At 44.2% G+C, this 25,316-nt stretch carries 30 protein-coding genes; 1 reads left to right on the top strand and 29 read right to left on the bottom strand.

What is annotated here, in order from left to right:
• Positions 1 to 27: 27 nt before the first annotated feature.
• The 26 genes from PGS25_RS08130 to PGS25_RS08005 all read right to left on the bottom strand — a co-directional run bounded on the left by PGS25_RS08130 (position 28) and on the right by PGS25_RS08005 (position 23,222).
• Positions 28 to 945 carry a sensor histidine kinase gene (locus PGS25_RS08130; RefSeq protein ID WP_055221055.1) on the bottom strand — a complete coding sequence of 306 codons (918 nt, stop codon included), beginning with the start codon at positions 943 to 945 and terminating at the stop codon, positions 28 to 30.
• Positions 946 to 950: 5 nt separating this feature from the next.
• Entirely contained in the window at positions 951 to 1,643 is a 693-nt protein-coding gene (locus PGS25_RS08125) for a response regulator transcription factor (RefSeq protein ID WP_055221057.1), read from the bottom strand.
• Complete coding sequence (locus tag PGS25_RS08120; protein WP_055221059.1) at positions 1,636 to 1,824, bottom strand: helix-turn-helix domain-containing protein; 189 nt, start codon at positions 1,822 to 1,824, stop codon at positions 1,636 to 1,638. The genes PGS25_RS08125 and PGS25_RS08120 overlap by 8 nt, the downstream gene beginning before the upstream one ends.
• Before the next feature lie 115 nt (positions 1,825 to 1,939).
• Entirely contained in the window at positions 1,940 to 2,332 is a 393-nt protein-coding gene (locus PGS25_RS08115) for a winged helix-turn-helix domain-containing protein (protein ID WP_117538747.1), read from the bottom strand.
• 119 nt (positions 2,333 to 2,451) lie between these two features.
• The gene (locus PGS25_RS08110; RefSeq protein ID WP_270418233.1) at positions 2,452 to 3,222 is read right to left on the bottom strand and encodes a response regulator; all 771 of its coding nucleotides are present in this window, start codon (positions 3,220 to 3,222) and stop codon (positions 2,452 to 2,454) included.
• Positions 3,223 to 3,407: 185 nt separating this feature from the next.
• The gene (locus PGS25_RS08105; protein ID WP_117440202.1) at positions 3,408 to 5,792 is read right to left on the bottom strand and encodes an ABC transporter permease; all 2,385 of its coding nucleotides are present in this window, start codon (positions 5,790 to 5,792) and stop codon (positions 3,408 to 3,410) included.
• Between the two features lie 14 nt (positions 5,793 to 5,806).
• Positions 5,807 to 6,472: an ABC transporter ATP-binding protein gene (locus tag PGS25_RS08100; protein ID WP_117440201.1), complete on the bottom strand. Its 666-nt coding sequence runs from the start codon at positions 6,470 to 6,472 to the stop codon at positions 5,807 to 5,809.
• Between the two features lie 5 nt (positions 6,473 to 6,477).
• Entirely contained in the window at positions 6,478 to 6,738 is a 261-nt protein-coding gene (locus tag PGS25_RS08095; protein ID WP_117440200.1) for a hypothetical protein, read from the bottom strand.
• A 130-nt stretch (positions 6,739 to 6,868) separates the two neighbouring features.
• Entirely contained in the window at positions 6,869 to 9,244 is a 2,376-nt protein-coding gene (locus PGS25_RS08090; protein WP_158570310.1) for an ABC transporter permease, read from the bottom strand.
• Positions 9,245 to 9,409: 165 nt separating this feature from the next.
• A complete protein-coding gene (locus tag PGS25_RS08085; protein WP_270418230.1) occupies positions 9,410 to 10,441 on the bottom strand; it encodes a sensor histidine kinase in 1,032 nt (343 codons plus the stop codon).
• A complete protein-coding gene (locus tag PGS25_RS08080) occupies positions 10,438 to 11,130 on the bottom strand; it encodes a response regulator transcription factor (RefSeq protein WP_005361153.1) in 693 nt (230 codons plus the stop codon). Before PGS25_RS08080 ends, PGS25_RS08085 begins: the two co-directional genes overlap by 4 nt.
• A 361-nt stretch (positions 11,131 to 11,491) precedes the next feature.
• The gene (locus PGS25_RS08075; RefSeq protein ID WP_055158534.1) at positions 11,492 to 12,901 is read right to left on the bottom strand and encodes a relaxase/mobilization nuclease domain-containing protein; all 1,410 of its coding nucleotides are present in this window, start codon (positions 12,899 to 12,901) and stop codon (positions 11,492 to 11,494) included.
• An 88-nt stretch (positions 12,902 to 12,989) separates the two neighbouring features.
• A complete protein-coding gene (locus PGS25_RS08070; protein WP_005361132.1) occupies positions 12,990 to 13,280 on the bottom strand; it encodes a CD1845 family protein in 291 nt (96 codons plus the stop codon).
• A 137-nt stretch (positions 13,281 to 13,417) separates the two neighbouring features.
• Positions 13,418 to 14,281, bottom strand: coding sequence for a sensor histidine kinase (locus PGS25_RS08065; protein WP_064786730.1), 864 nt, complete (start codon positions 14,279 to 14,281; stop codon positions 13,418 to 13,420).
• A 26-nt stretch (positions 14,282 to 14,307) separates the two neighbouring features.
• On the bottom strand, positions 14,308 to 15,129 hold the full coding sequence (locus PGS25_RS08060; RefSeq protein ID WP_015542937.1) for an ABC transporter permease: 822 nt from the start codon (positions 15,127 to 15,129) through the stop codon (positions 14,308 to 14,310).
• Complete coding sequence (locus PGS25_RS08055; protein WP_064785831.1) at positions 15,122 to 16,039, bottom strand: ABC transporter ATP-binding protein; 918 nt, start codon at positions 16,037 to 16,039, stop codon at positions 15,122 to 15,124. The genes PGS25_RS08060 and PGS25_RS08055 overlap by 8 nt, the downstream gene beginning before the upstream one ends.
• A gap of 57 nt (positions 16,040 to 16,096) precedes the next feature.
• Positions 16,097 to 16,765 carry a response regulator transcription factor gene (locus PGS25_RS08050; RefSeq protein ID WP_015542939.1) on the bottom strand — a complete coding sequence of 223 codons (669 nt, stop codon included), beginning with the start codon at positions 16,763 to 16,765 and terminating at the stop codon, positions 16,097 to 16,099.
• A 131-nt stretch (positions 16,766 to 16,896) separates the two neighbouring features.
• Positions 16,897 to 17,241, bottom strand: a complete 345-nt coding sequence (locus PGS25_RS08045; RefSeq protein ID WP_067536905.1) for a plasmid mobilization protein — start codon at positions 17,239 to 17,241, stop codon at positions 16,897 to 16,899.
• On the bottom strand, positions 17,238 to 17,936 hold the full coding sequence (locus PGS25_RS08040) for a hypothetical protein (RefSeq protein ID WP_015542941.1): 699 nt from the start codon (positions 17,934 to 17,936) through the stop codon (positions 17,238 to 17,240). The genes PGS25_RS08045 and PGS25_RS08040 overlap by 4 nt, the downstream gene beginning before the upstream one ends.
• Positions 17,936 to 18,856: a DUF4316 domain-containing protein gene (locus tag PGS25_RS08035; protein ID WP_118611977.1), complete on the bottom strand. Its 921-nt coding sequence runs from the start codon at positions 18,854 to 18,856 to the stop codon at positions 17,936 to 17,938. Before PGS25_RS08035 ends, PGS25_RS08040 begins: the two co-directional genes overlap by 1 nt.
• A gap of 13 nt (positions 18,857 to 18,869) precedes the next feature.
• Positions 18,870 to 19,502 carry a hypothetical protein gene (locus PGS25_RS08030; RefSeq protein WP_117552649.1) on the bottom strand — a complete coding sequence of 211 codons (633 nt, stop codon included), beginning with the start codon at positions 19,500 to 19,502 and terminating at the stop codon, positions 18,870 to 18,872.
• A 153-nt stretch (positions 19,503 to 19,655) separates the two neighbouring features.
• A complete protein-coding gene (locus PGS25_RS08025; protein ID WP_270418226.1) occupies positions 19,656 to 20,024 on the bottom strand; it encodes a cysteine-rich VLP protein in 369 nt (122 codons plus the stop codon).
• 5 nt (positions 20,025 to 20,029) lie between these two features.
• A complete protein-coding gene (locus tag PGS25_RS08020; protein WP_270418225.1) occupies positions 20,030 to 20,413 on the bottom strand; it encodes a hypothetical protein in 384 nt (127 codons plus the stop codon).
• Positions 20,410 to 22,518, bottom strand: coding sequence for a DNA topoisomerase 3 (locus tag PGS25_RS08015; protein ID WP_270418224.1), 2,109 nt, complete (start codon positions 22,516 to 22,518; stop codon positions 20,410 to 20,412). The genes PGS25_RS08020 and PGS25_RS08015 overlap by 4 nt, the downstream gene beginning before the upstream one ends.
• Before the next feature lie 3 nt (positions 22,519 to 22,521).
• Complete coding sequence (locus tag PGS25_RS08010) at positions 22,522 to 22,647, bottom strand: DUF3789 domain-containing protein (protein ID WP_117650589.1); 126 nt, start codon at positions 22,645 to 22,647, stop codon at positions 22,522 to 22,524.
• Positions 22,648 to 22,712: 65 nt separating this feature from the next.
• The gene (locus tag PGS25_RS08005) at positions 22,713 to 23,222 is read right to left on the bottom strand and encodes an SLOG family protein (RefSeq protein ID WP_055158503.1); all 510 of its coding nucleotides are present in this window, start codon (positions 23,220 to 23,222) and stop codon (positions 22,713 to 22,715) included.
• Positions 23,223 to 23,371: 149 nt separating this feature from the next.
• On the opposite strand from PGS25_RS08005, the gene PGS25_RS08000 reads away from it, so the two are divergent.
• Positions 23,372 to 23,686, top strand: a complete 315-nt coding sequence (locus PGS25_RS08000; RefSeq protein ID WP_005361112.1) for a helix-turn-helix domain-containing protein — start codon at positions 23,372 to 23,374, stop codon at positions 23,684 to 23,686.
• A 119-nt stretch (positions 23,687 to 23,805) separates the two neighbouring features.
• Here the strand turns inward: PGS25_RS08000 and PGS25_RS07995 are convergent, their stop codons facing one another.
• From PGS25_RS07995 to PGS25_RS07985, 3 genes are read right to left on the bottom strand one after another with little or no spacing between them, the layout of a single operon-like run.
• Positions 23,806 to 24,219 carry a dUTP diphosphatase gene (locus tag PGS25_RS07995; RefSeq protein ID WP_005361111.1) on the bottom strand — a complete coding sequence of 138 codons (414 nt, stop codon included), beginning with the start codon at positions 24,217 to 24,219 and terminating at the stop codon, positions 23,806 to 23,808.
• The gene (locus PGS25_RS07990) at positions 24,216 to 24,959 is read right to left on the bottom strand and encodes an FAD-dependent thymidylate synthase (protein ID WP_442865248.1); all 744 of its coding nucleotides are present in this window, start codon (positions 24,957 to 24,959) and stop codon (positions 24,216 to 24,218) included. The genes PGS25_RS07995 and PGS25_RS07990 overlap by 4 nt, the downstream gene beginning before the upstream one ends.
• 19 nt (positions 24,960 to 24,978) lie before the next feature.
• Positions 24,979 to 25,236: a hypothetical protein gene (locus PGS25_RS07985; RefSeq protein ID WP_207741154.1), complete on the bottom strand. Its 258-nt coding sequence runs from the start codon at positions 25,234 to 25,236 to the stop codon at positions 24,979 to 24,981.
• Positions 25,237 to 25,316: the final 80 nt, after the last annotated feature.

Genomic DNA, 25,316 nt, shown 5'->3' with positions numbered 1-25,316 from the left:
GTTCCCGCCATAAAGACGGGAACCCGCTTAAATCTCCAAAGGAAAAAGCAACATAAATTCCGTTCCTTTTCCCAGCAAACTTTCAACTGTTATGTTTCCACCCATCTTTTCTACAAGCTGATGGACAATAGAAAGACCAAGACCGCTTCCTTTTTCAGACCGACCTTTATCACACTTATAAAGCCGTTCAAAAATGTGTTTCAAATCTTCTTTCTCAATTCCTACACCATTATCTGCCAACAGCAGCCTCAAGTTATTTCCCTGCTTTGACAGGGAAATTTTAATTTTGTCCGCATGGCTGTGAGCGATTACATTTTGAATGAGATTATTGATAATCCTCATATAGCTGTCCGTATCCAATCTTACCCGGACAGGCTGTTCGGGAATATCAATGTCATAATCGACTTGCTTATCTTCAAAAATCGGTATCCAGTCGATCAGGATATTTCTTGTCAACTCTGCGGCTTCAACGCTCTGGATTTCCAAAGCAAACTCGTCGGAATTTAACTTGAACCAGTCAAAGAGTACATCAATATATTCTTTCAAATCATGAGCTTTCCGGCGGGCAATTTCGATATAATCATCCCGGTCTTTCCCTGTAACAAGCCCTTTATATGCAGCGTCAAGATACCCGATGAGGGTTGTAAGGGGTGTCCGAACATCGTGGGAAAGGCTCGTCATAAGCTGGCGGTTGATTTCCTCTGTCTGCCGGACAATCGAAAGTCTGCTTTCATAGGACACAACAATCTCATTGATTTCATAGGCAAGAGGGGATACCAGTTCATTTGTTGCAGACAAAATACGCCGATTGCCATTTCCATTTTTCACATCAACCAGAGCGTCGGTCATTTCTGCTATTTGCTTTTTTACGCGCCGAACGAGAACAATGGATGTCAGTACAGCCACAACAGCAATCACAATGGACAAGAAAACGATAATCTCCATACCGGCTACACCTCCTTATTAAAGCGGTAGCCAATCCCTTTAACCGTTTGGATATACTTTGGACTGGAAGGATTGACTTCTAATTTTTTACGAAGCCGACTGATAATCGCCATAATGTTACTGTCATCGTAGAAATATTCTTCGCCCCATACTTCCTCATAAATTTGCTGTTTTGTCAAAATTTTCCCTTGATGTTTTGCACAGTACAAGAGCAGATCAAATTCCTTTGGAGGAAGCTCAAAAGTGCCGTTTCCCGTAGTAATGGAACGATTTTCAAGGTCAATCTGCAATCCGTCAAAATCCAGCTTTTGCATAGTTCCAGCTTGCTGATTAAAGCGAGTGTAGCGGCGAATGAGGGACGCAATACGGGCAATCAGTTCGTCCATGTCAAACGGCTTTGTCAGATAATCGTCCGCTCCGGCCCGTAACCCCCGCACTTTAGAAGCACTGTCATTTTTGGATGTGAACATCAAAATCGGCAGGCTGTTCTCTTTGCGGATTTCTTCCAGCGTTTCAAAGCCATCCATACCAGGCATCATTACATCCAGCACTACAAGCTGGTATTCCTGTTCTTTTAATTTCTGCAATCCCTCTTTTCCGGTATTACAAAAATCGGCTTCTATATGTTCCGATTGTACGCTGCGTTTAATCAAAGCGCATAGTTCTCTGTCATCATCTATAATCAAAATTTTATTCATGGCGCAATTCTCTCCCTTGTTTTGTCCGACCATCAATCGGCTTTTCTGCAGTTTTGGGAATCAGCCAAATACCGGCCATCTTTACTGCTCCAGAGATACGTTCACCAGCACAATAATAATTTACCCTACGAGGCGTCACACCCCATTTTTCGGCGGCCTCTTTTAGTGTCATATATTCCATATCGCACCTCCATAGAATCTATTATAGTTCTTTAGCTCGAACAATACAACCTTCAATATTAAGCGTTTGGAAGTGGATGTTAATTAAAGCCACAAGAAAATCTCGTGGCTTTAGCTTACAAATGTTCAAATTTATAGCCGATTCCGGCGACACTCTCAATATAGTTTGGAAGATCTGGTTCAAAGCGCAATTTCTTACGCAACTTACTTATATGATTATGAATGGCTTTTCTCGAATAGAAATCACAATCCTCTTTCCAAACCAAATCGGTAATCAGTTCGTAAGTAAAAACACGTTTGGGATTGGCAATGAGTAATGCCAGTATATCAAACTCCTTACTTGTCAGGTTGATAATCCGTTCGCGAACCCTGACAGTGCGGTGCTCCAGGCATAGATAAAGCTCGCCTTCCTGTATTTCTGTTAGAGGATTCTTCTTTGCTGCGGAGGAAGTGTGACAGGAATTGAATACCGTTCCATGACAGACTCCTTGTTCCAAAATATATTGCATTAGAGCATTTTTTTGTTCCTCGTTAAGAAGCAGAAATAACTTTTCTCCGATCTGCTTTCCGGATTCTTCTATATCAAAAACAGCTAATGTCCCATTATATCATCACCTCCGTAAAATTTTCATTCCACAAAGAACAAAACCCGCCGGATCAGCTCCGGGATATTTACCGGGGCGGTGATATAGTCGTTCACGCCCTCATGCTGGTATTCATATTCCGTGGCAAGGTCGTTGTTCTCGGTGAGGATAAAGAACGGCAGAAGCCGGACAGGGGGATTCTTCATTTGGAACATCCCCGCCACCCGCCGCAGCGTATGAAACAGCTCCATTGCTGTGCCGTCCGGCAGTTCCAGATCACACAAGATCAGTTCTATTTCCTTATCCTCAAAAATCCGGCGCTTGGCCTCCCCAATCGAGGGAATCAAAATCAGGTCAAAGCCCTTTTGCAGCATAGCAGCCCGCAGCACTTCGGCACTGGTATCTTCCGCATGGACAAAGAGCAGCTTGTGAAAAGTCGGGGCCTTTTCGCCGGATAACTGCCGGTAGGCATATTCCACCAGCTTATCTTGCAGCAACAGTCCTTTCATTTTGTCCATGCACAGCGTCGCGCCCCGGCGCTTGGCCTCCTGTTCGTAGTCCTCCTTGTCATGGCAGGACACCAGAATAAAAGGCAGTTTCTTGTCTGCGGCCCGCACCTCGTCCAACAGCTCCATGCCGGAACCATCCGGCAGGTCGAGATCACAGCAGACCACCAGCAGCATTTCCTCTTGGATGGCGGCCCGCGCTTCTTTCAGAGTGGAAGCCGTTTTCACAGGGTAGCCCCGGTGCTGTAAGTATTTTTGCAGACACCATGTATAGGTGTCGCTGTCGTCAATCAGCAGTATCTTTTTCATGTGTCCTCACCCCCAATATTGATTTACCACAAGCATAAACTACAAATGTTACACAAATGTCCGAGGTGCCTTCGATTTCGACAAAAAAACAGGCTGAATTGTTACAACGCTCGGACATTTCAAAATTTTTTGAGAAATGGCGAAAAAAGCGGGGCAGCACACGCCGCCCCGCCGATCCCATACGGTTATTCCATCGCCCGCATTTGTTCAATCAGGGATTGTTTTTTCTGTCTGCGGATTGTCCAAACAGACAAGATCAGTTCCATTCCGAACAATACCAGAATGAACAGCCCCATTTCCAAAACCGGGAATTGATATGGCACTACTTTTCCGTGTAGGGTAGCGCTGCCCATTTCTCTGCTTACGACGACAGAAATAGGAAGTCCGACAATCAGGATTGCCAATGTTGCAAAGAACGCATAGCATAGGCCCTCGCAGATATTCATTTTGCATAGCTGTTTTTGGGTCAGGCCAATGGAACGCAAAACACTGTTTTCCTGTTTTCTGGACATCTGATTAGAGAGGGTCGTGTTAATCAGGTTGATAACACCAAAGAGGAATACCAGCCATGAAAGAACCTGCATACTACCAAACGCCACAGAATTTTGTGATTTTTCAGCCGCAATCGCTGTATCTATTTCGTCTAAAGCAAGGTTACTATGTTCGGCTACAATATTTTTCAGTTCAGCTTTTACAGTTTCGTCTTTTTTCGGATCGCTTACAATGCTCCATGAGTAATCAAAAGTAGTAATTTCTGGGTGCAGTTCGCAGAATAAATCTTTTGGAGCAAAGAAAACCGAACCATCTGTATGAGAGCGTCCATGTCCGAAAATCACAGGCATTTTTGAAGCGGAAAACATTCCCGATATTGTAACAGGAATGGATTGCTTACCATCCACAGAAGAAAATTCAACGGTGGAACCGACGCCCATATCTTCAAAATGAGCTGCAATCTTGTCGTGAATTACAATACTATGAGAATCTGTCGGCATCGTTCCCGCTGTCAATGCAGCCTCAACCATAGCATAATTCTGGTCGGTCAGCGTATCACATATTCCCGAATTTTGGTTAGCATCTGTTTTAATGCTGGTATAGAGAGACTGTCTAGCTACGATTATATCCGTGACACCATCAATAGATAAAACTTCCTGTTTTAGTTCCTCATTCAGCGGATTACCTTTTACCAACATTTCTTCCGATAGATCTTGGAGATAGATTTTGTAATCACTGTCTGGAAAATATAGTCTTGCAATTTGTTCTGGTGAGCGTACTAAAACAATGGAGGATACCACCATCAGCAAAATTCCGCCGATACTCAAAGATGCAACTATACTAATTGTCTTTTTTCGGTCACGCTTAAAATTCGCAATTCCCATTGAAACAGGATTGAGTTTGATGTTCTTTTTCCGGCTGCGGATGGCCTTTTGCGCCGGGGTAAAACGGACGGCTTCAATGGGGGAAATCCCTGCCGCAATCTTCACCGGCTTACGGATGGAAATAGATACCATGAGCCAACTGCTTATAAGCGTCAAAATAACCGTTGCCACATAGGAAACAGCGTTAAAGCCCTTGGAAAACAGAAGAAAACCGCCGCATATGCCCAGCACTGTGCCAATCAGAATCCCGATACTGCCGAGTTTGCGTCCCTCGTTCTTTACAATCCGCTTGATTTGCTTTGGGGTCGCGCCAATCGTCCGAAGCTGCCCGTAGCTCCTGATTTTGTCATTGATGGAGATACGGAAAATACTTTGAATTACGATATAGCCGCCGATCAGAACAAGGGCAATCACACCTGCCATCAAGGTAAAGTCGTCAAAGGGTTGTTTGGAGGCATAAGTGAAATACCTGTTGTTCATGCTGGGGGTAGGAAGTTCATATTCCTCTGCAATCTCCCTGCAATAAGAGGTTATCAGTTCTTCACCCAACTGGTCGCTGTTTTTGAAATGGACATAGGCGCGATAGCCAGCCGGGTCAAACCCATTCCATTCTGTCAGGGCAGCTTTGGAAAGGATGATCGCGCAGGTATTCGCTTCTTTTTCATTTACGCTGTCCATAATGCCGGTAACAACATAATCACCATGAAAGCTCTCGGTATCTAAGGTCACAGTGTCCCCGATCTTGGCATTGTTTCCATAGGTGGAAAGAAAGTATTCGCTTACGACAACTTCATTTGCTTTTTCAGGAACCCGGCCCTCTAACAGATTCATTTGCGCCTTGGTAATCTCCATCATTTGCGCGTCGCAATACACATAAGACGCATGATAGCCCTGTTCCGAAAGTTCCTCACCGAGCATATAGTAGCCGCCTACGCGCTCAAACTCCGGCACCCCTTTCAGGGTTTCAATGTCGTTTTCCTCTACGCCCAGCCAGACCGCCTCATAAGTATCGACAACCTGATTGCGCTGCATTTGTGTCAGGGAAGTAGATACAATTCCCGTAAAGCAGATTAGAAACGCCGCCAGCGCAACGGCGATCACCACCATCAGATTCCGGCGCTTTTCACTTTGTAAACTTTTCTTTGCCAGCTTCTTTGTAATGGCGCTGGTATCATTTTCAAAAGGCCATGTCATAGCTTGCCACCTCCTTACTCCACAATCTTTCCGTCCTCAATGCGGACAATCCGATCTGCAAGGCGGGCAATGTCGTTGTTGTGGGTAATCATCACGACAGTTTGCCGGAACTCCGCACTGGTGCGCTTGATAAGCCCCAGCACCTCGGCGCTGGTCTTGCTGTCAAGGTTGCCGGTCGGCTCGTCGGCCAGCACAATAGCCGGTTTGGTAATCAGGGCGCGGGCAATCGCCACACGCTGCTGCTGGCCGCCGGAAAGATTGTTCGGCATATTTTTCAGTTTATCTTCCAGCCCCAGCAGGCGAACGATCTCGTCCAAAAACTTCTGATCCACCGTGTCCCCGTCCAGCTCCACCGGCAGGACGATGTTCTCATACACATTCAGGATGGGAACAAGGTTATAGTTCTGGAAGATAAAGCCGATGTTGCGGCGGCGAAAGATGGTAAGCTGTTCGTCGTTCATTTTTGACAGCTCTTTGTCCCGGACAATCACATTGCCGGAAGTAGGGGTGTCCAGCCCGCCCATCATGTGAAGCAGGGTAGACTTGCCGCTGCCGGAGGTTCCCACAACGGCCACAAATTCGCCGTCCTCCACGGAGAAGTTCACGCCATCAAGGGCGCGGGTGATGTTCGGCTCTGTGCCGTAATACTTTTTCAGGTCGATAGTCTGTAAAATGCTCATAAAATTCAATCCTTTCTTTGTTTGTTGTAAATGTGGAACGCTGCTGCGCCGGTGGCCGCCAACTGCACCAGAATCAGCACAGCGAACAGGCCGAAGCTCTCATAGTAGAACAGTTCATCCCAAAATAGGAGAACATCATAGAGAGCAGTCAAGGCAACCGCCCAGCGGATGTGCCGAGCCAGCCATTGCCGGAACACCAGCACAAGGGCAACGGGTAGGACGATCAGCAGCGCCAGATTCAAAATCAATGTCGGGGTCAGTTCCATTGCGTCGCCTCCTCACTTTTGTTGATAAGGTCATTGTAAAACCCAAATGTCCGCGAAATGTTACAGCGGCCAAAAAATTTCATTGAAAATCGGGGTGAAATGTTACAACGCTCGGACATTTCAAAAATTTTTATGACGATTCCCGTATTTGATCTACCAGAGATTGTTTTTTTATCTGCCGAATTGCCAAATACGAGAAAAGCATTTGGATGGCAAGCATCAGTATAAAATAACTGAACATTTCAACTGTCGGAAAATGATAGCTTACTTTTCCAAAAATACTCATTGCACTAAAGACAGTGCAGAGAAGATACCCGATAAGAGTTCCGCATGATATGGAAAGAAGCAGCACCCCTAATGTATAGAACAAGCCCTCTATCAATAACATTTTTGAAAGCTGTTTACTGCTCAAACCAACCGCTTGCAAAACACCCAATTCTCGCTTCCGTGTCAAGATGTTTGTTATCAGTGTATTTAGCAGATTGATAATGCCAAAAACCCCGATAAACATCACAAAAATGTAGACTGGCATACGATAGTTCAATAGTTTTTCGTTGTATGCCTCTACCCAATCATTCAAGGTACTAACATAGAGGCTGGAAGTCGGTGGAATTATCTTTTGGATTTCATCCTTTGCGGCTGCCCATTTACTGTCATCTGTATCTACAATAAATTGATAATTGAGGTTTTCAATAGGAACGATCTTTGACAGCATTTCTAAAGGAATAAATAGCGTATCATATCCGCCATACGGAATATTAGTGTCCACAATTCCCATTACTTTTACTTCCAATGTTTGTCCGCCAACTTCAATCAGAAGTTCGTCCCCAATCGCTGCATCCCACCCAAAAGTTTCTTTCCACTGTGGGCCATTTTCAATAATAATGCCATTATTATTGATTAGTTCCTGTAAATCTGCTGTACCATCAATCAAGTATTCTTCAAGCAATTTTTGAGAGCTTGGCGTATATGCGTCTGAAACAATCGGTTCAATATCCCCCGTTGGCATACGAACATTCAAAACGGTGCCTTGGTATTCTTTTATTTCTTCCACACCATCTATGTCCAAAATGGATTCTCTAAAATCTTCTGTAAGCAGATTCGATTTTTGGAGTTCTGAATATTGTTCGCTGTTATGTGCCTGCGGCCCGTAATCGCCTAATTCAAGGCGAATTTCTCCGTAAGGAAAACTCCTACGCGCCATCGCTAAAGGATCAATGGAATTAAAATATGCAGAGCTTGCCATCAGCAAAATTCCACATACCCCTAACGACAGGATCGTTAAAGCGGTTTTCTTTCTGTTCCTCGCAAAATTAAGGAATGCTAAATTTTTCGCGGATAGAGAACGATGTAACACTTTTGTACTGTTGGACATTACATCATTATTGCCCGCCATATAACGGACTGCTTCAATAGGCGTAACATGAGCAGCAATTTTGGCTGGCTTAATTACAGCAATCATAACACATAGATACACAAACAGAGCTGTGACAGCGGCAATTACAAATACCATTAAAGTGTTCCAGCCTTGCGGGACAAGGACATATCCCGCTATTGCACCGGCTAATATTCCAATCGGAATACCAATTCTGGAAAGATGAAATCCCTCTCTAAAAACGATTCTTTTCATTTGTTTTCCAGTTGCCCCTATTGTCCGCAGTTTTCCATATTCTTTTGTTTTTCTGGCTATGGACACATAAAACAGGCTGTAAATAACAAGAGTACAAGCCAAAGCGATAATAAGACTGATAAATGCTATTACAGTGATATATTGACTGCTTCTCTGTTCAATGAGAGAAAAATAATATGTTGAAAACTGCATTTGCTCCGGCTGTATTTCCAATTCTCTGCACAATGTTGATAATTCAGCTTGTATAGCAGCCTTAGACCAACCATCAGATTCATTCAAACGGATATAAGCGGAGGATGCCGGTTCGCTGATCTTGTTTTCAATATAAGACTGCGACACGAATACGGAATAATTTGAATTTTCGACAGGCAAAATACCACATAAGGTATAATCTTTTTCTCCATCTCCCAGATTTAACGATATAGTATCGCCTATGGATTTGGACAATCCAGCTCTATCAAGAAACGCCTTTGTGATAGCAATTTCATTTGTAGATTTGGGCAATTCTCCCTCTAAATCAGGATATTTTGCTAATTTCATTAGTGTTTCATCCATTGAACGAACGGTTAATTTGTAGTCCCCATAAGATACTAAACCCAATAAATGACTTACACCTACTTGAACCCTATCGTCATTTACTAATTTCGTAATGGTATCATTATCGACTTCATTGATAATTGCTTGATAACGCCCAGCCGCATCATTTAATGATTTTCGCTGCGAAGCAAAAAAATACAAGGTCGTTGTCATTATCAAGCAGGTAGCTAAGGCAATCGTAATGATAATGAGGATGTTTCTACTTTTATCTGCTTTTAAGTTTCGTTTTGCCAACTTTTTTGTAATGGCACTTGTATCGTTCTCAAAAGGCCATGTCATAGTTGTATCACCTCCATATTTGATAAGGGTATTGTAAAACCCAAATGTCCGCGAAATGTTACAGCGGCCAAAAAATTTCATTGAAAATCGGGGTAAAATGTTACAATGCTCGGACATTTCAAAAAAATTTACGGCGGGCAGCCGGAAATGGCCGTCCGCCGCGTTCTATTTTGTAGGCAGCATAATGGAAAATTCCGAACCCTTGCCCGGCTCCGAAACCACTTTGATATAGCCGCCCTGCCGCGTTACGATCTCGCGGGCCAGATACAGTCCAATACCCACACCTTGCTGTTCGTGTACTTCTTCCTCACGATAGAAGCGCCGGAAGATGGCGGCCTGATTGCTTTCGGAAATGCCCTTGCCAGTGTCGGTCACTTTGATCTCCACATACATTTCCCACAGCACCACCGACACAGCGATTTTCCCGCCCGCCGGGGTGTACTTCACCGCATTGTCCAGCAGGTTAAAGAGGGCTTCGGATGTCCACTTGCTGTCATGGGAAACAGTCAAATCCTCCGGGCAGTCCACGGACACGGCGATTTCCTTTTTCTCCGCTGCATACACGATTCCACTCATGGCCTGTGCCACGGTATCAAAAAGGCGGCCCGGTTTCTTATCCAACTGGATTACGCCCGTTTCCAGCCGGGAGGTTTTCACAAGAGCCTGAAAGAGAAAGTCCAGCTTATCCGTCTGGCTGCGGATTCCCCGGATAAAGTCGGTGCGCTCCGCCTCGGTCATAGGCTTTTCCAGCAGGGTGTCCGTCGCCATTTTCAGATTGCTTACCGGCGTTTTTACCTGATGGGAAATATCTGATACAAGGGTCTGTAACTCCTGTCGTTCCTCGTCCACCCGGCGGCGGTTCTCCTGCATGATCTGATAAAGCCTTGCCAGCCGGTGTCCAATTCTGGCAAGCTGGGTTTCGCTGTCCTCCGGGCGCTGAGGCGCTTCATTCCCGGCGATCATGTGGTCTAAGGTCTGGCACAGGTCAGCGGTAAACTGCGACAGCCGCTTTCCAAACGCCTGCGTCAGTACAAAAATCCCCACAAGAGCGCACAGCAGCAGCGCCCCGCCTGTCAGCAGCACCGCCGTCTGTTTTGTCACAAAAAACAGGACTATGGTAATCCCGGACATGGAAAGGACAAGCCCCATTGCTACCCGGCCAAACAGCCGCTTTACCGAGAGGTTTTGCAACTTCATTTTGCCTCGCCTCCCGTCCATTGATAGCCCATGCCGTAAACAGTTTTGATGTAGGGCGCGCCGCCGTCGGATTCGATCTTACTCCGAATCCGGCTGATGGAGGTTGTCAGGGTGTGTTCGTCCACAAACTTCTCGTCTATATCCCACAGCTTTTCCAAAAGCTGCCCACGGGTCAGCACTTGCCGGGGATTTTTACGGAACAGGTTCAGCATTTTGTACTCCATCGGGGATAGGGTCAGGGGCTTGCCGTTTAAGGAAGCCGTCTGCTCCGAGAAGTCCAGAAACAGCCGCCCGTCGTCGTAAATGTCCTTGGCCGGTTTGTGGTGTTCCAGCATGGCGAACATGGCTTTGATTTTTCGCTGCAAGGCCCCGATCACAAAGGGCTTTGTGATGTAGTCCACCGCGCCCACCTCATAGCCCCGTATCTGGTCGCTCTCCTGATCGTTAGCGGTCAGGAAAATCACAATGGTGTCCGGGTGCTGGGGCTTTATCAGTTTGCACAGCTCAAAACCGTTGCCGTCCGGCAGGTTGATGTCCAGCAGCACTAAGTCAAATTCCCGCTGGCGTATGGCTTCGGCTGCGGTTCTGGCGTTTAGGGCAGAAGTCACGCCGTAGCCGTCTGCGGTCAGGTTATAGGCCACCATCTTATTCAAAAAACTGTCGTCCTCGACAATTAAAATCTGCTTCATATCCTCACTTCCTTTGCTTTTTGCAGATAGTATAACAGGCAAATGTCCGCGAAATGTTACAACGGACAAAAATTTTATTTTTTTATTTTTCTATTGTAACAACTCAAAATAACAATTCTATTATAGGCAGTTATCAAAGGTTTATCAATGTGGCAACTGTAAACAAACTCTCTGCCAAAGACTCTTAAAACTACTGGCAAGCAATGCAATCTTACGTAAGATTGCGTATTTAGCAGAAATCCCGTTCCCGGAATTCCTGCTAAATGCTTGTTGGTGACATATCCCCAAACCCCTGAGATCATTGCCGGTGGCAATGGCTGCGCGTTCCGTTGGAACGCTGAAAACGAAAAGCTGACAAACCTTATTGACGTGATTTTTCTGTGCTGCGCTGCGGTAGCGGTGGGGAAGAAATCTCTAATAGATATTCCACATTAGCCCGAACATTATGAAGTTCTTTCATATCATTTTTGGCCTGCTTATAGGCAGAATAGGCTTTCCGTTTTTGTTCCAGAAGATCGGTGTATTCCTCCCGGAGAGATTTAACAGAGGGGAGCTTTTGGATTCCTAGCTCGTCAAAATGATTCTTTGCCGCCTGGTGTAGCAGAATTTCAGCCTCATGTACTATTCGGTATTTTTTGCTGTACCCGGCTTTGCGATATTCTACATAGACAGCCCGCGTTTTCGCATAGTTTACGATCTGCTTTTGTAGCTCGGCATTGGCGTTCATTCTTGACTCTAAATCTTTAATTTGAACGGATAAGGTATTGAAATTAGTGGTAGCGGCGTTGGCTTTTTCCAGAAGATCCTCATAACCCATATCGCCATGTTCTTTTAAGTAGAGCACTGCCTGGGAAAGCTGTTTTAAGTTGAACACTTTTGCCCAACGCTCATAACCGGGACCTTTGCCGGAACGGATTGCAGCCTCTATATCTACCAGCAATCCAACTTTGGAAACCGGTTTTTTTGAAAAAGTATGGTGGGATTTTACTGTCCGTGTACCGGCAATTCGTTCTTTGATGGCCTGTTCTGTATAATCGCCTTTGAGCGTATCGCATCGGGTATAATTTTCTTGTCCCGGAACTCGGAACCGAAGATGTTTTCTTTCACGGTTAACTTCAATCCCGGCAGCCTCCAGCTTCTTTAGAAGTTCCTCAAAATCTTTTGGCTTTTCCTCTAATGCAGCATCAATAGCAATGCGTATCTGCTCCTGAAAGGAAGGCTGCTTTTTATTTCCCAGCCATGTGCCATAATGCTCCCGGCTGGGTTTCGGATTTTCTACAATCGAAAGTCCATGCTCCAAACACAGCTTGTCATTCATTCGCCGGATTGCCCAGGTAGAACCCCAGAAGTTGCGAAATTTTTTCTGACAGTCCAGTGTAGTAGAGTTGATAATGATGTGATTATGGACATGGTGCTTATCCACATGGGTGCAGACAACAAAGGCATGGTTTCCTTTTGTGAGCTTCAGTGCCAGCTCCCTGCCGATCTGATTAGCTTCTTCTGGCGTAACTTCGCCGGGCTTAAATGCCTGACGGAGATGGTAGGCGATCACATCATCTGCACCCTGATTTCTGCCGGTCAGATTTGCATACTGTCGTTTGGAAAGAAGAAACTCTGCATCAGCAAGCCGGGTATCACACTCATAGCCATAAATGAATTTTCCAAAATCGGTTTTCTGCGGATTTTCTACATAATCAATAATATCTGAGATCGCAGTAGAGATATTCCGACCTTTTCCTACATGCAGAGGCATCAGTCTTGTGGTCGCTATTTTCGTCACCTCCTTAACTTAATTCCAATCAGAGAAGTTATAATTGCAGAAAAAGAGCGGGGCTGCCTATGCGCCCCGCCAAATCTGCTTAACCAAATATAAAATCCTTTAAGGCACTGTTTGCCCCGCCAATGATCCCTACCAGCCATGCAGCCGCCAGAGGCAGACCGTATGGACTGATAAGAAAGGCGATCATAAGCCATGCAAGACCCGGCAAAAATCCTGCGACAAAGAACAGCACCAATGCCGCCAGAAAGATGATCCCAGAAAGAATCCCAAGTACCGCACCGGAAAGAACCACTAAAAATTTACATACCAGATAAAGAATCCCCGTAACCAGCATAAAGGGAAGTGCCAGTAATTTACCTATCAAACGCATACGCTTTGCCTCCTTTCAGAAGGGCATCTGCCCTTATAAAAATTTTACCGTGACGGCAAAAAGAAAGCAACGGCTTTCCGGCTGTTTATGAAATGTTTGCAAATCCCCGGATCAGTTTATCCATGCCATCTTAAAGGCTATTTAAACAATCGAAAAAAAAGTGTTATAGATAAAATTGGCTTATTATATTCTATATTTCCGATTTTTCCATCTATTTTCTTTAGTAATTCTTTTACAATATACAATCCCAAACCGGAACCACCTTTGGTGCGTGATTTATCAACGGTGTAAAACTTGCTGAATAATAAATTTATATCCATCTCATCAAGGGATTGCGTTGAATTTTTAATCATGAACACGCCTTCCTGGTTAATGGACACTTCAATATAGTTATCAGAATAACGGATTGCATTTGTAATTAGATTTTCAATAATACGTTTACAAATAAGGTTATTGCCATATATCCACACCGGAGATTTTTCTGTTTGAATAATCGGCTGGATTTCCCCAAATTCATAATACTTTTCAATTAAGCAATCTGTAACAATTCTATTTATATCAACCTTCTCACATTCAACATCAAACTGCTCATTTTCCACCACAGATAAATCATAAAATTCTTGCACCAGATCTGTGAGATAATCTGTTTTTGCTTTAATGATTTCAATATATTGGTCTTGCTCCTGTTTATCTTCACATTCTTGTAAAAGTGTTAGATAACCCTGTATAGATGTTAATGGGGTTCTTAGATCATGGCTTATATTAGATATAGATTGCTTTAACTGATCTTCTTCTTGCTTAATTTGAACTTGCAGTTTCTTATGCAGGGTATCTTTTTGATTGATCGCATAAGCTAACTCTTCAATATCTCTATTTGATAAAGATACTCTTATTTTTCGTTTTTCCTTTATCTGCTTATTTATATTGCGAATTGTTCTAGTAATAGAAAAAAGGGAACATGCTAATATGAATATAGAACATATCAATAAAAAATAGAACATATCCGCATTTCCCCTTTCTGTTGTAATTAGTGTATTTCTTGTTTTCTCAATATCAATGCTGACACCAGGAATGTAATAATTACAGTTCCTACAAAATAAAGTAAGATATTGATTTCCAAATGATTTACCATATTATAAGAACACGTATTCATCCAATAATACATCGGATTGATTTTTAAGTACGTTAGAACTCGCCACGATTGAGCAGACATATTATCCCATGTCATCATATAAATAAGAGGTCCGCTAAAAGTAAATAATGACATAGTTCCTACCACAATAGCTGTATGCTTAAATATCACACACAGCATGAGTGTAATACCGATAAAGGCTCCCATAACCATGCAATTTAGCCCTGCAATTTTCAACATTGGAAGTAATTGTATCGGCACATTGTATTTTGTACATTCAATTATAAATGCAACCATAATAAATGAAAAATATAAAATGATGCTGGTAACAGTAATCACGATATACTTTGCAATAAAGAATTTTAGTCGGCTTTGTCCACTTGCAATCGCAATTTTAATCGTTGAATCTGTATATTCTCTGGAAAAGAAAACAACAGAAAATATAAGAACAATCAGCCAGAAAAATACCGTATAAGACGTGGCAGTCCTTATAATTTCTTCAATCATTGGATGTACCTGATCACTATATGCACGAGCAAGAAATCCTACGGTTTCTCCTATCTTCCATGTTTCATCTACGCTGGAACTAGATACTACAAATTGTTGCTGACCTCCTATGGAAAAGATACCAAAAACAGCTAAAATCAATGCAAATGTTAGATATAACGCCTTTGTATGAAATAATTTATAAAATTCTGCCCGTATTTGATTATACATTTTTTCTACCCCCTATTAGATTTTCAAAGTATGTTTCCAAATCTTCTCCCTGAACAGAGATTTCATCAATGATGATTTCATTGTCAGTTAGTAATTTGGAAATCATTCTTACATTATCTAAACAATCATAAATCCGAATAGAATTGTCTGGATAAACGGAATAGTTTTTAATATTAGCTTTTTGTTCTAATATGAGAGTGGTTTTCTGTATATTATCTGTTTTCAAACAAATATGCCGTTTACATTCTTCATTCAATTTTTCAGCAGAAATTTGTTTTAAAAGTTCTCCCTTATGAAGAAAGCCATAACAAGTGGCGAGCTGGTGCAATTCGCTTAATATATGGCTGGATATTAAAATGGTGGTTTCCCGTTCTTTCACTAATTTTTTAAGAAGTTCCCGTAATTCGATAATTCCCGTAGGATCAAGTCCATTGACAGGTTCATCCAATATTAAAAATTCTGGCTCACCTAATAATGCAACGCCCAGTGCAAGCCGCTGTTTCATCCCTAATGAAAAATTCGCTACTCTTTTTTTACCTGCGTTCGATAAGCCAATCAATTCTAAAGTATCAGCAATGCAGCTTTTATTCGGAATACCTCTCTGTATTCTTTGCACTTCCAGATTTTGTGAAGCAGTCATATCTTTATATAGTGCCGGCATTTCAATCGTACACCCGATTTTTGATCGTTCATATTGCAGATTATCATTATGCCCAAATAGAATAATTTCTCCTTCACTTTTAAAATTAAGACCTGTCAATAATCTGATTAGCGTTGTTTTTCCTGCTCCATTTTCGCCCACAAGTCCATATATTTCGCCTTTTGGAATAGTTAAGTTTACATTTTTTAAAGCATAGAAATCTTTATATTTTTTGCTCAGGTTTTTTGTTTCGCATATAAATTTTGTCATCCTAAACAACTCCTTTCCATGCCACTATATATGATAACTCTAAAGAAAATCTAAAGATTATTTCATTTTATATCCAATCCCCCAAATAGTTTGTATATAATCTTCATTTGTAATTGATTTAATTTTCTTACGAATATGACTAATATGAGTATTGATTGTATCGTCATCATACGCATAAGGTTCATTCCAAATGGATTCATATAAATTTTGTTTTGAAAATATTTTCTGTGGGTATTGCAATAGCAATTCTAAAATGCTCAATTCTGTTGATGTAAATGGTACTAATACTCCGTTTATATAAACCAAAGAGTTATTGATCTTTATATTTTTGTATATCAAAGTATTATTATTTTGATAAGGATTATCGACAGTCCGTTTTAAATTTGCCTCAATACGTGCAAGAAGCTCATACAAATCAAATGGTTTTGTCATGTAGTCATCTGCCCCTATTTTTAATAATTCTATTTTGGTCTGAACCATTGTTTTTGCTGATACAACAATAACAGGAGCGTTTGTAAATTTTCGCAATTTCTGTAATACATCATCCCCATTCAGCCCTGGCAACATAATGTCAAGTATTATCAAGTCCGGAACAAAAGATTTGCACAAATTTATTCCTTCTATACCATTTAAAGCATATTGAACACTATATTTATTATTTTCCAAGAATTTTTTAATCATATTGCAAATATCTATATCATCTTCAATAATAACAATTTTACACATTTTTATTTACCTCCATGCCAAATTATTTTATCATAGGAACTTATCGTTATCCACATAATAATATCGTCGATAAAAAACTGTTAAGAATAAATGAACCCATATCAAGATGCCATTTCAAAATTAGTTTAATATTATGAAAGATTTGCAAATCCCCGGATCAGTTTGTCCATGCCATCCCAAAGGCTGTCCAGACGGGTGCGGATGTCATCTATATCTGCGGCATAAATATTGCCGGTCTCATTGGCTCGTCTGGTATATTGGTTTAAGTTATTGGAACAAATGCGGAGAAGCCGGATCATTTCCTGAATATCTCCCATATCAAGGTGAATGATGTAACCGTCTACGGCCATCTTTCGCAGATATGCCGACAGGTTGGTAATGCCAAGTTCCGCCATGCGTTCTTTTACCAGTTCGGCCTCCGGTTCGGACATGACAAATTCGACGCGGACGGATTTTTTGTTATGCCCGCCCTTCATCGTTCCAACCCTCTTTTATGAGATGAGACCTCCTGTGTTGAAACCACCGTCTTTGCTCTTTTGAGTTTTTCCCGCAGGGTGGTCTTTTCCAGCTTATCAAGATATTCCTCCAGATTTCCGGCTGTCGCATGATAGCTGCGTTTGAAGCGTTCCCGTTTTAGAATCATCATCAGCTCCGGCTCATTTTCCGGCAGATAAGTCATTGTTTTAGGGGCTCCATGCTCTGGCATAAACCGGTTCATAAGCTGTCTCCGTTCCTGATAGGGAATCGTGATAACATTTCCATCCGCAAATGCAACGGCTACATTTCCGATTGGACAGGTCAGCTTTTTCATCCGTTCCACATGTTCTCTATAATTTAGCGGATAGAGATTGCCAAATATTTTTCCGTCCCTGACTTCTTTCAAAGAGATGGCATAAGCCAAAACGGGATCATTTGTCTGTTCCTGGTAAAACCGCCACACTTTATTTTCATGGCTTCCATCCAGATAAACTTCCCGTTCGCGCAGGGTATAGGTTCCGCAAGGGCGTGACATCCAAAGAAGCTGTTTATCCTCTGAACGGTCTGACACAGCCAGTTTTGAAATCAGTTCCTTATCCAGGTCAAAGTCCTCTTTATAATGTTGGGTATGAAGATCTACGATACGGGAAAGAGCACCCAAAAGATCTACATCCTCAAATCTTACCCCGGCCATCAGCGTTCCCTTTCCGGCACCGGAGGGATCATCTGCCTTGCTTCATGCTCCGGTTTGTCTGCTTTCAAACGGTCCATCAAAGACGGCTTTGCTTCCGGCACCAGCTCCCGGATTTCTTCATCCGTCTGTCCGTCTGTCAGATCCGGGCGCACAGGAGGTTCGTTGTTCAGCCTGCCATCCAGCATATTGTAGTTGCCGGTCTGACCTTCCTCATAAAGTTCTGCATTGCGCAGATAACTCTCCGGCGCCTGAAATGGCTGTCCGGCAAACAGAATTTCTCTTTGGGTGGTAAACTGTGCAAGGACCCCATTTTGCAGTCTTGCAAATTCTTCATACTGGCGCAGGGTAAGCCCTCGTTCCAGCATTTCCGCCTGGGTATGCGCCCAGCCTTCTCCATAGAGAAAATAGTACATGTCGGGCTGATCACAGACAAAACACAGGGAACCGTCCTGATTGTCATAGTAAGATGGCTGCATATTCTGGTAATGGCAGCGTTCCTCACGCCCAAAATACACACGGTTGTCCGCACCCAGCATAGCGACCATACCCGCGTAATTACTATGGACCGCAGAGCGGATTTCTACCAGCGGATCTGTTTGAGAAGGAATCTGTCTGCCCGGAATCTCATTTTGTTTTTCCGCTGCATCATTTCTTGGTATCACTTCTTCATGGCTGCGTGCATCCAGCTCCGGTTGAGATGTTCCTTTCCGAACAGCACCGGGCTCCGGTTCTTTTTCTTTCACATAGTATCGGACATTTGCTGTCGTATGTTCGTTGGCTTCCTTTGCATAGTTTTCAGCAGCAGCTTTGGTATCAAACTCCAACGGTTTTCCATTTTCCTTGCACCAGCTTTGTGCCGGTCCGAAAATAGAAGTGCTGCTTCGTACTGCCCATACACCATAGGCCCGTTTCTTTTCCATTCCGCATCCCTCCTTATCGTTCCTGCTGTTTGGAAGTTTGTTGCTTTTTTACCGGGTCTGCCGGTTTTGTTGCTTTTAGCTGCTGACGGAGAGAATTCTTATGCTCTGGTTCGGAATCTGTGATGTTGACATATTCGCCAATGATACAGAGCGCTTCTCCATAACTGCCGGAAACAAATACCCGATCAGACATTTCTTTTGCCTGTTCTTTCAAACCATGCTCCCGCAAAGTACGGGAAGCAATACCCAGCAGATTAAAAATGTTCCCATCTGCTCCGATCAGCGGACAATCCGGTTTATCTGCCAACGCTTCCGGTGTTTCTATAAATCCGCCTAAATAATTCGGCACAAAGTCCGACAGCCATGTGCCGCCATAGACTTCATGGGTCTGTAAACGCCACAGGGCAAGTTTTCCTATATCCAGTTTCACATCATCAAACGGGTAAAGCAGACAGGTCAGTTCGCCGTGCTGAAAAGCAGCCACATTCTCAAACTGACAGCCATCTTTCAATATGCCTGCTTTTGTCAGCATTTCATTGATCCCGTCCACCCACTCTGTCAGATCCCCGCCACAGCCCTGTAAAATCAGTCCTTCCTTATCCGGCATGCGGCGAAGGTCCTCCGCGGTAATCGTGTTGATATTCAAAAAATCGCCTCCTATCGTTTTTGTTAAAATATATGTTTTGTCCGCAACTTAACCTCATTTCAAAGCACCGGAGTATTCTTATACAGCTCCCTTGAAAACAGGTGCAAAAAGCCCTTGAAAATCAAGGACTTTTAAGGCTAAGTTGCGGACATATCATGGTTGGTTTTGCCGCTTCCGGCGTTTGCGTTCCCGCTCGGATTTCCGTCTTGCATAGATCCGGCAGGCATCAGAACAATATGCCTGGCTGGTCGTAGGAAGATATGCTTTTCCGCACACAGGGCATATTTTCTGTCTCATGGAGGTGTCCTCGCCGGTAATGGCTGATTCCAGTGCTGCATCCACCGGCAGCACCGCTTTTTCAAAGTACCTGCAATAAGCGCCGGTCCACCATTTATTCAGCATATAGCAAGGACTGTCCAAAGGAAGGCAGATCTTATCCTGAGAGTCATAGTTGGCGCAAAGCTCCGTAACCAGCTTTCGGATTGCAGTCCGCTCCGAGCGGTTCAATTCTCTCTCTGCCATAACGCCTACCTTTCCGGGGCACTGCTTTGCCGGCCGCTGGAAATTCCGGTTGTATCAGTAACATTCCTGGGCTGTGAAAGGGCATCGGCGATAGAGTTCCGCTTTTTCTGTTTCGGTTCATGGTAAATAAAAAGTTCGTTTTTTCCAGGCACATACAATAAGCCATTTTCTTCGCAGCGGAAAACATCACATTCTTTGTCGGTTGCGACGGTATAAAAGCCTTTGTAATCATAAGGTGCTTTTTGCCGCTCCTGATAGGTACACAGCCCTAAGTTGGGGTCACTTGCCAGCCGTTTCGATATGGCGAAAAAGTCGCCTTCTTTTTTGTGAAATTTTCGTATGGGCGTGAAGTGATAACCGCCATATTCAAAGGTTTTTCGATCACTCATTTACGCCTGCCTTTCTTTATGGGAAATTCCAGCTTGAAATTCACATATTTACCGCCGGTATCATCCAGGATCACTTCCGCATCATAGGTCCTTCCTGTTTTTTCACTGTAAAGCCCGGACATAGAAATGCGGCCCTCTTTCAAAAGAGCCGCTGCCACAGACTTTGTGATGGACTTTTTCTTGCTGGAAAAGAAACGGTTATCTTTCCAAAGAGCAAAAGAACATTCCCTGTTGTCGCAGAAAAACCCTTTCTTTCCTTCATATACCGGGGCGCCACAGCGAGGACATACCCCTACGGCTTCATGTGCAGTTCCTCTGGAAGAAGGAAACAGATCCGCAAAACGTTCTTCCGGGGTAGTATGTTCTTTTACCAGCGTCCGGCTCATATCTGCAATCTGATCCATAAAAGATGTTGCCGACAGTTCGCCATGTTCCACTTGTTTCAGCATGGATTCCCATTCTGCAGTTAAGATGGGAGATTTGATATTGTCCGGCAGGACTGCGATCAGGTTCTTTCCTTTTTCCGTAGGAATGAGCTGCTTTTTCTTTCGCTGTACAAATCCGGCAGAAACCAGCTTTTCCAGTGTTGCCGCACGGGTAGCCGGAGTACCCAATCCTTTACGCTCGGCATCTTCCGGCATATCTTCCGCACCGGCAGTCTCCATAGCGGACAGCAGTGTGTCCTCCGTATAGTGTTTCGGCGGTGAAGTTTTCCCTTCACGGAGACTTGCTGATACAGCTTCAAAAGTCTGTCCTTCCTGCAGCACAGGGAGAGCGACAGCTTCATTTTCTTTGTGTTCCGTTTCACTCTGCCTGATACTCATACGGTGAATCCGTTCCACCTCTTTCCAGCCGGACTGTAAAATAGTCTTTCCTTTTGCCGTAAAAGTATATCCCTGGCAGTCCAATATAGCGGTGACCGCTTCAAATCGGTGTACCTGCGTTGTGGCACAAAGCAGTCTGACGGCAAGCAGGGTAAGCACATCCCGCTCCCCGGAAGGAAGCTCTGACAGGTCTGTCCGTGCGATTTCCACAGTTGGGATAATGGCATGGTGGTCAGTCACTTTGCTGTCATCTGTTACCCGGTCAATGTCCGGCTCTCCGGCGTAGCCTTTTCCAAAGGGCATATTGTCACGCAGCCACAGGATCAGGGAAGCGGCGGTTGCCTGCATGTCCTTCGTCAAATACTGGCTGTCCGTTCTCGGATAGGTTGCCAGCTTCTTTTCATAGAGAGATTGCACATAATCAAGGGTCTGTTGAGCCGTATAGCCATAAATACGGTTACATTCCCTTTGCAGAGTTGTAAGGTCATAAAGGCGGGGAGGCTGTATAGTTTTTACCTGCTTTTCCACAGAACGCACAAAAGCGGAGTTGTGGTCACAGTCCATACGGATTTTTTCAGCCTCGGATCGTTCCGTCATTTTTACGCCGGAAGCAGTAAAACCTCCGCAGGCGATTTCCGGCACATAAAAAGGCTTACTGATGAAGGATTCAATATCCGACTCACGCTGTACCAAAAGTGCCAGTGTCGGTGACATAACACGGCCGACATTTAGGGTGACACCATACAGGACAGAAAAAAGCCGGGTGGCATTGATCCCGATCAGCCAGTCGGCTCCTGCCCGGCAGACCGCCGCATCATAGAGCTTATCGTAATCACTGCCGGGGTGGAGATGGTCAAAGCCCTCACGGATCGCCGCATCCTCCATACTGGAAATCCAAAGCCGTTCCATAGGCTTATTACATCCGGCATATTCATAGACCAGACGGAAGATCAGTTCTCCTTCACGCCCGGCATCCGTAGCGCATACCACGGAATCAACCCGTTTGTCCTTCATCAGCCGGCACAAAAGAGCAAGCTGCGTTTTCTTATCCTTTGGAACTTCATATTTCCAGTTTTCCGGCAGGATCGGAAGGTCCTCATACCGCCATTTGGCGTACTGTTCTTTGTAAGCCTCCGGCTGTGCCAGTTCCAAAAGATGTCCCACGCACCAGCTCACCAGATAGCCGGAACCTTCGAGATAACCATCTTTTCTTTTCGTTGCGCCTAATACTGCTGCCAGTGACATAGCAACAGAGGGCTTTTCTGCAATCACAAGTTTCAATTTTTATTCCTCCTTCATAGTTTCAAATTCTTTATCCGCAAGTTTTCCGGTTTGCATAAGACACATCAGCATAACGCCGGAAGCCATTCCTCCGGCAAAGGTAAGGAAATATGAAATCAGGTTCCACATAAGCATTCCTCCTAAAAATGGGTAAAGAAAAACGCCCACTTCAAAGTGAGCGCATCAATAGGTATCTATTTTGTTTTTGGTTTCAAGTGATCCGGCAGGACGATCTCTCCAACCGGGATTTCCCGCAGTTCCTTCTTCATCCGATGGGTGAAGCGGATCGTCTTTGCCGTACCGCCGGTTTCCCGTCCGTCATATACAGCGATCACTCGGTCGGAGTGCTCCACCATATAGCGGTTTCTGTGGGAGTAGACGCTTGGGAGATATTTTTCCTGTATGACAACAACATCCGCACAAGCCTCCAGCAGTTCACGGGTTCTTGTTTTCTTATTCAGGCTGTCCAGACGCTTGCGGTAAGGGATCACTGCGATCAGCTCCAGCGCCGGATTGGTCTGCTTTCTTTCCAACACCAGCTCTGCAAAATACTGATCCACGCCATCTGCAAAGCCACTCATAAAACAGGTGAATCCATCTGTAACGGCAGCATCGATCTCATGTTCCAAAGCGGCTTTTATTTTGTTAATCTCATTCTGCGGCAAATCCCTGTGTCCGGTAACACAGCAAGTCTTTCCTTTCATCGGTCATCCCTCCATCTGATAGGTAAAATTCTTCACTTTTCACATAGTAATAGATTTTATTTAGCAAGTCAACGATAATACCCTTTTTCTCTTTGCGGATAATAAAGGGGTGTAAGGTACAATCTATTACAGAATGGGAGGTGAAGGCGATGTATGAAGATTTTGTCCCGGAACGATTAGCGAAGCTGCGGACACAAAAAGGAGTTTCCGCACGCGATATGTCTTTATCGTTAGGTCAGGCAAACAACTACATCAATAATATTGAGAATAAAAAGTCACTTCCCGCTATGCAGTCTTTTTTCTACATCTGCGAATATCTGGGTGTGACTCCGCAGGAATTCTTTGATGAAGGAAATACTTACCCGGAAACCTTGAAGGAATTCATTGCAGAGGCAAGACAGCTTGATCCTCAATCCATGCAATATATCCTCGGTATTATGAAAGAACTCAATAGCAGAAAGTAAGCGGTCACGGTAATGGCCGCTTTTTTCGTGACTTTCTTTATTATATTTTATAATGTTCTCGAAATGTCCGCTCCCTATACCGATAAGTATTCAAAAACTGTTCTCCAAACAGCCTTTTTCTATTCGCCGGTACTGCCAAAGCTGCCGGTTCCTCGTTCTGTTCCCAGATCGGTTACAAAATCCGCAATGACGATCGGCGTGATCACAAGCTGCCCGATACGGGCTCCCTTAAAAAGAGACTGCGCCTGATTGCTTACATTGCTGATGATCGCATGGATCTCTCCACGGTAGCCGGAATCCACAGGTGGCAGTTCACAGACCAGACCTTTTACCGCCATACTGGTACGGGGAAAGATATATCCTGCATACCCATCCGGTATTTCCAGTCCAAAACCAAGAGGAATTTTGGCGATTTCTCCGGGCTGTAAGGTGCAGTCATAGGGCAGATAAACATCTGCCCCGGCATCATTGCCATGCGGACGGTAAGGACGCTGGTGCTCCGGTACGCCAAAGTCAATCAGTTTTATTTTCATCGGCAGCCTCCTTCCCAAAGAGCAGGATAGTCTTTTTCTAAAATATCCTCTGGCGTCATATCTGCCTGCAGTTTTCGTCCACAGGTCATTTTACCTTCCAGACATCGATCTATCTGACAGAAAGGCCCGGTCAGTGACGGGGCAAACAAGGCAGGGCTTAGGTCATAAAGTTCTTTCCAGACCTTTAACAGCACGATCCTTGTTTCATCTGTATTTCTCCGGCATACCCGCTGGCTGATGATATGTTTCCACTGATAAGGGGTGGCGCTGATGAGCAGTACATTCCGTAATCCCTGGGGCGTGGCATAGCCGGCCGCATCGTGCCCACTTCCGGCAGTGCACAGGGCTTCATAACATTTCATGCTTTCATTACAGCTTTTTAAGTACAATTCCCGTACCACTGCCGGAGCCGTCATAATAGAATACGGGACAGCGAAATCCGCCTGTCCCGTATAGTTGCTGTACTGCAGCGATGCACTCATAAATTTTACTTCGTTCTGGTGGCGGGTGATCTGCGCCAGAAAACGCCTGCTGGCGCCGACAATGGCTACCGTGATCACCGCAAATTTCTGGATGGTAGGATGGGGAAGCGCCCCCATAGCTGCTACTGTCTGAACGCTGAATGATTTTTCGTAGAGCTCCATCAGGTCGTCCATTGAGGCAATCTTATGTCCCTGCTGGGTAAGTCTTGCCGCAAAGACCATGTTTTTTTCTGCTTCCGCTACCGCCTGGCAGTTCAAAATTTTTACTTCAATCTGTTTAATTGGTATGTCCCTCCTTTACAATCGCTTTCAGTAAGAACAGATAGTTAAGACTGTCTGTGATCTTTTCGTCCCATGTGTCCATCGGATAAACTGTTTCCTCGGCAAAGCACATATCGTACAGAGAAACAATATGCTTTGCCAGCATACCGGCAAGGGCACGCTGGGGCGTTGTATGCTGTAAAGCTGCCGCTGCCTTAAATGCAATCAGCCGGTCCGGGTCATCCCCGGTGTATTCTTTGGTTTTTCGTTTCAAGGTATCAGCACAGAGCCGTACCTGTTCGTCAAAAACGGCATTGACTTCATTTTGCGTAATATAGCATCCCTCCTTTGAAA

The sequence above is a fragment of the Butyricicoccus sp. AM78-15b2TA genome (assembly GCF_027665985.1).
Lineage (GTDB): Bacteria > Bacillota > Clostridia > Oscillospirales > Butyricicoccaceae > Agathobaculum > Agathobaculum butyriciproducens.
Note: the sequence above shows the minus strand (reverse complement) of the source record. Positions and strands in the feature narration are given on the sequence as shown.

Excerpts from the sequence above, each read along its gene's own strand:
- PGS25_RS08055 (WP_064785831.1), bottom strand. The coding sequence starts at position 16,039 with ATGACAAAATTTATATGCGAAACAAAAAACCTGAGCAAAAAATATAAA.
- PGS25_RS08120 (WP_055221059.1), bottom strand. The coding sequence starts at position 1,824 with ATGGAATATATGACACTAAAAGAGGCCGCCGAAAAATGGGGTGTGACG.
- PGS25_RS08035 (WP_118611977.1), bottom strand. The coding sequence starts at position 18,856 with ATGGAAAAGAAACGGGCCTATGGTGTATGGGCAGTACGAAGCAGCACT.
- PGS25_RS08100 (WP_117440201.1), bottom strand. The coding sequence starts at position 6,472 with ATGAGCATTTTACAGACTATCGACCTGAAAAAGTATTACGGCACAGAG.
- PGS25_RS08045 (WP_067536905.1), bottom strand. The coding sequence starts at position 17,241 with ATGAAGGGCGGGCATAACAAAAAATCCGTCCGCGTCGAATTTGTCATG.
- PGS25_RS08025 (WP_270418226.1), bottom strand. The coding sequence starts at position 20,024 with ATGGCAGAGAGAGAATTGAACCGCTCGGAGCGGACTGCAATCCGAAAG.
- PGS25_RS08115 (WP_117538747.1), bottom strand. The coding sequence starts at position 2,332 with ATGCAATATATTTTGGAACAAGGAGTCTGTCATGGAACGGTATTCAAT.
- PGS25_RS07995 (WP_005361111.1), bottom strand. The coding sequence starts at position 24,219 with ATGAAAATAAAACTGATTGACTTTGGCGTACCGGAGCACCAGCGTCCT.
- PGS25_RS08060 (WP_015542937.1), bottom strand. The coding sequence starts at position 15,129 with ATGTATAATCAAATACGGGCAGAATTTTATAAATTATTTCATACAAAG.
- PGS25_RS08070 (WP_005361132.1), bottom strand. The coding sequence starts at position 13,280 with ATGCGTTTGATAGGTAAATTACTGGCACTTCCCTTTATGCTGGTTACG.
- PGS25_RS08005 (WP_055158503.1), bottom strand. The coding sequence starts at position 23,222 with ATGAAAGGAAAGACTTGCTGTGTTACCGGACACAGGGATTTGCCGCAG.
- PGS25_RS08020 (WP_270418225.1), bottom strand. The coding sequence starts at position 20,413 with ATGAGTGATCGAAAAACCTTTGAATATGGCGGTTATCACTTCACGCCC.
- PGS25_RS08110 (WP_270418233.1), bottom strand. The coding sequence starts at position 3,222 with ATGAAAAAGATACTGCTGATTGACGACAGCGACACCTATACATGGTGT.
- PGS25_RS08125 (WP_055221057.1), bottom strand. The coding sequence starts at position 1,643 with ATGAATAAAATTTTGATTATAGATGATGACAGAGAACTATGCGCTTTG.
- PGS25_RS08080 (WP_005361153.1), bottom strand. The coding sequence starts at position 11,130 with ATGAAGCAGATTTTAATTGTCGAGGACGACAGTTTTTTGAATAAGATG.
- PGS25_RS08090 (WP_158570310.1), bottom strand. The coding sequence starts at position 9,244 with ATGACATGGCCTTTTGAGAACGATACAAGTGCCATTACAAAAAAGTTG.
- PGS25_RS08085 (WP_270418230.1), bottom strand. The coding sequence starts at position 10,441 with ATGAAGTTGCAAAACCTCTCGGTAAAGCGGCTGTTTGGCCGGGTAGCA.
- PGS25_RS08000 (WP_005361112.1), top strand. The coding sequence starts at position 23,372 with ATGTATGAAGATTTTGTCCCGGAACGATTAGCGAAGCTGCGGACACAA.
- PGS25_RS08010 (WP_117650589.1), bottom strand. The coding sequence starts at position 22,647 with ATGTGGAACCTGATTTCATATTTCCTTACCTTTGCCGGAGGAATGGCT.
- PGS25_RS08095 (WP_117440200.1), bottom strand. The coding sequence starts at position 6,738 with ATGGAACTGACCCCGACATTGATTTTGAATCTGGCGCTGCTGATCGTC.
- PGS25_RS08065 (WP_064786730.1), bottom strand. The coding sequence starts at position 14,281 with ATGTTCTATTTTTTATTGATATGTTCTATATTCATATTAGCATGTTCC.
- PGS25_RS08040 (WP_015542941.1), bottom strand. The coding sequence starts at position 17,936 with ATGGCCGGGGTAAGATTTGAGGATGTAGATCTTTTGGGTGCTCTTTCC.
- PGS25_RS08105 (WP_117440202.1), bottom strand. The coding sequence starts at position 5,792 with ATGACATGGCCTTTTGAAAATGATACCAGCGCCATTACAAAGAAGCTG.
- PGS25_RS08050 (WP_015542939.1), bottom strand. The coding sequence starts at position 16,765 with ATGTGTAAAATTGTTATTATTGAAGATGATATAGATATTTGCAATATG.
- PGS25_RS08130 (WP_055221055.1), bottom strand. The coding sequence starts at position 945 with ATGGAGATTATCGTTTTCTTGTCCATTGTGATTGCTGTTGTGGCTGTA.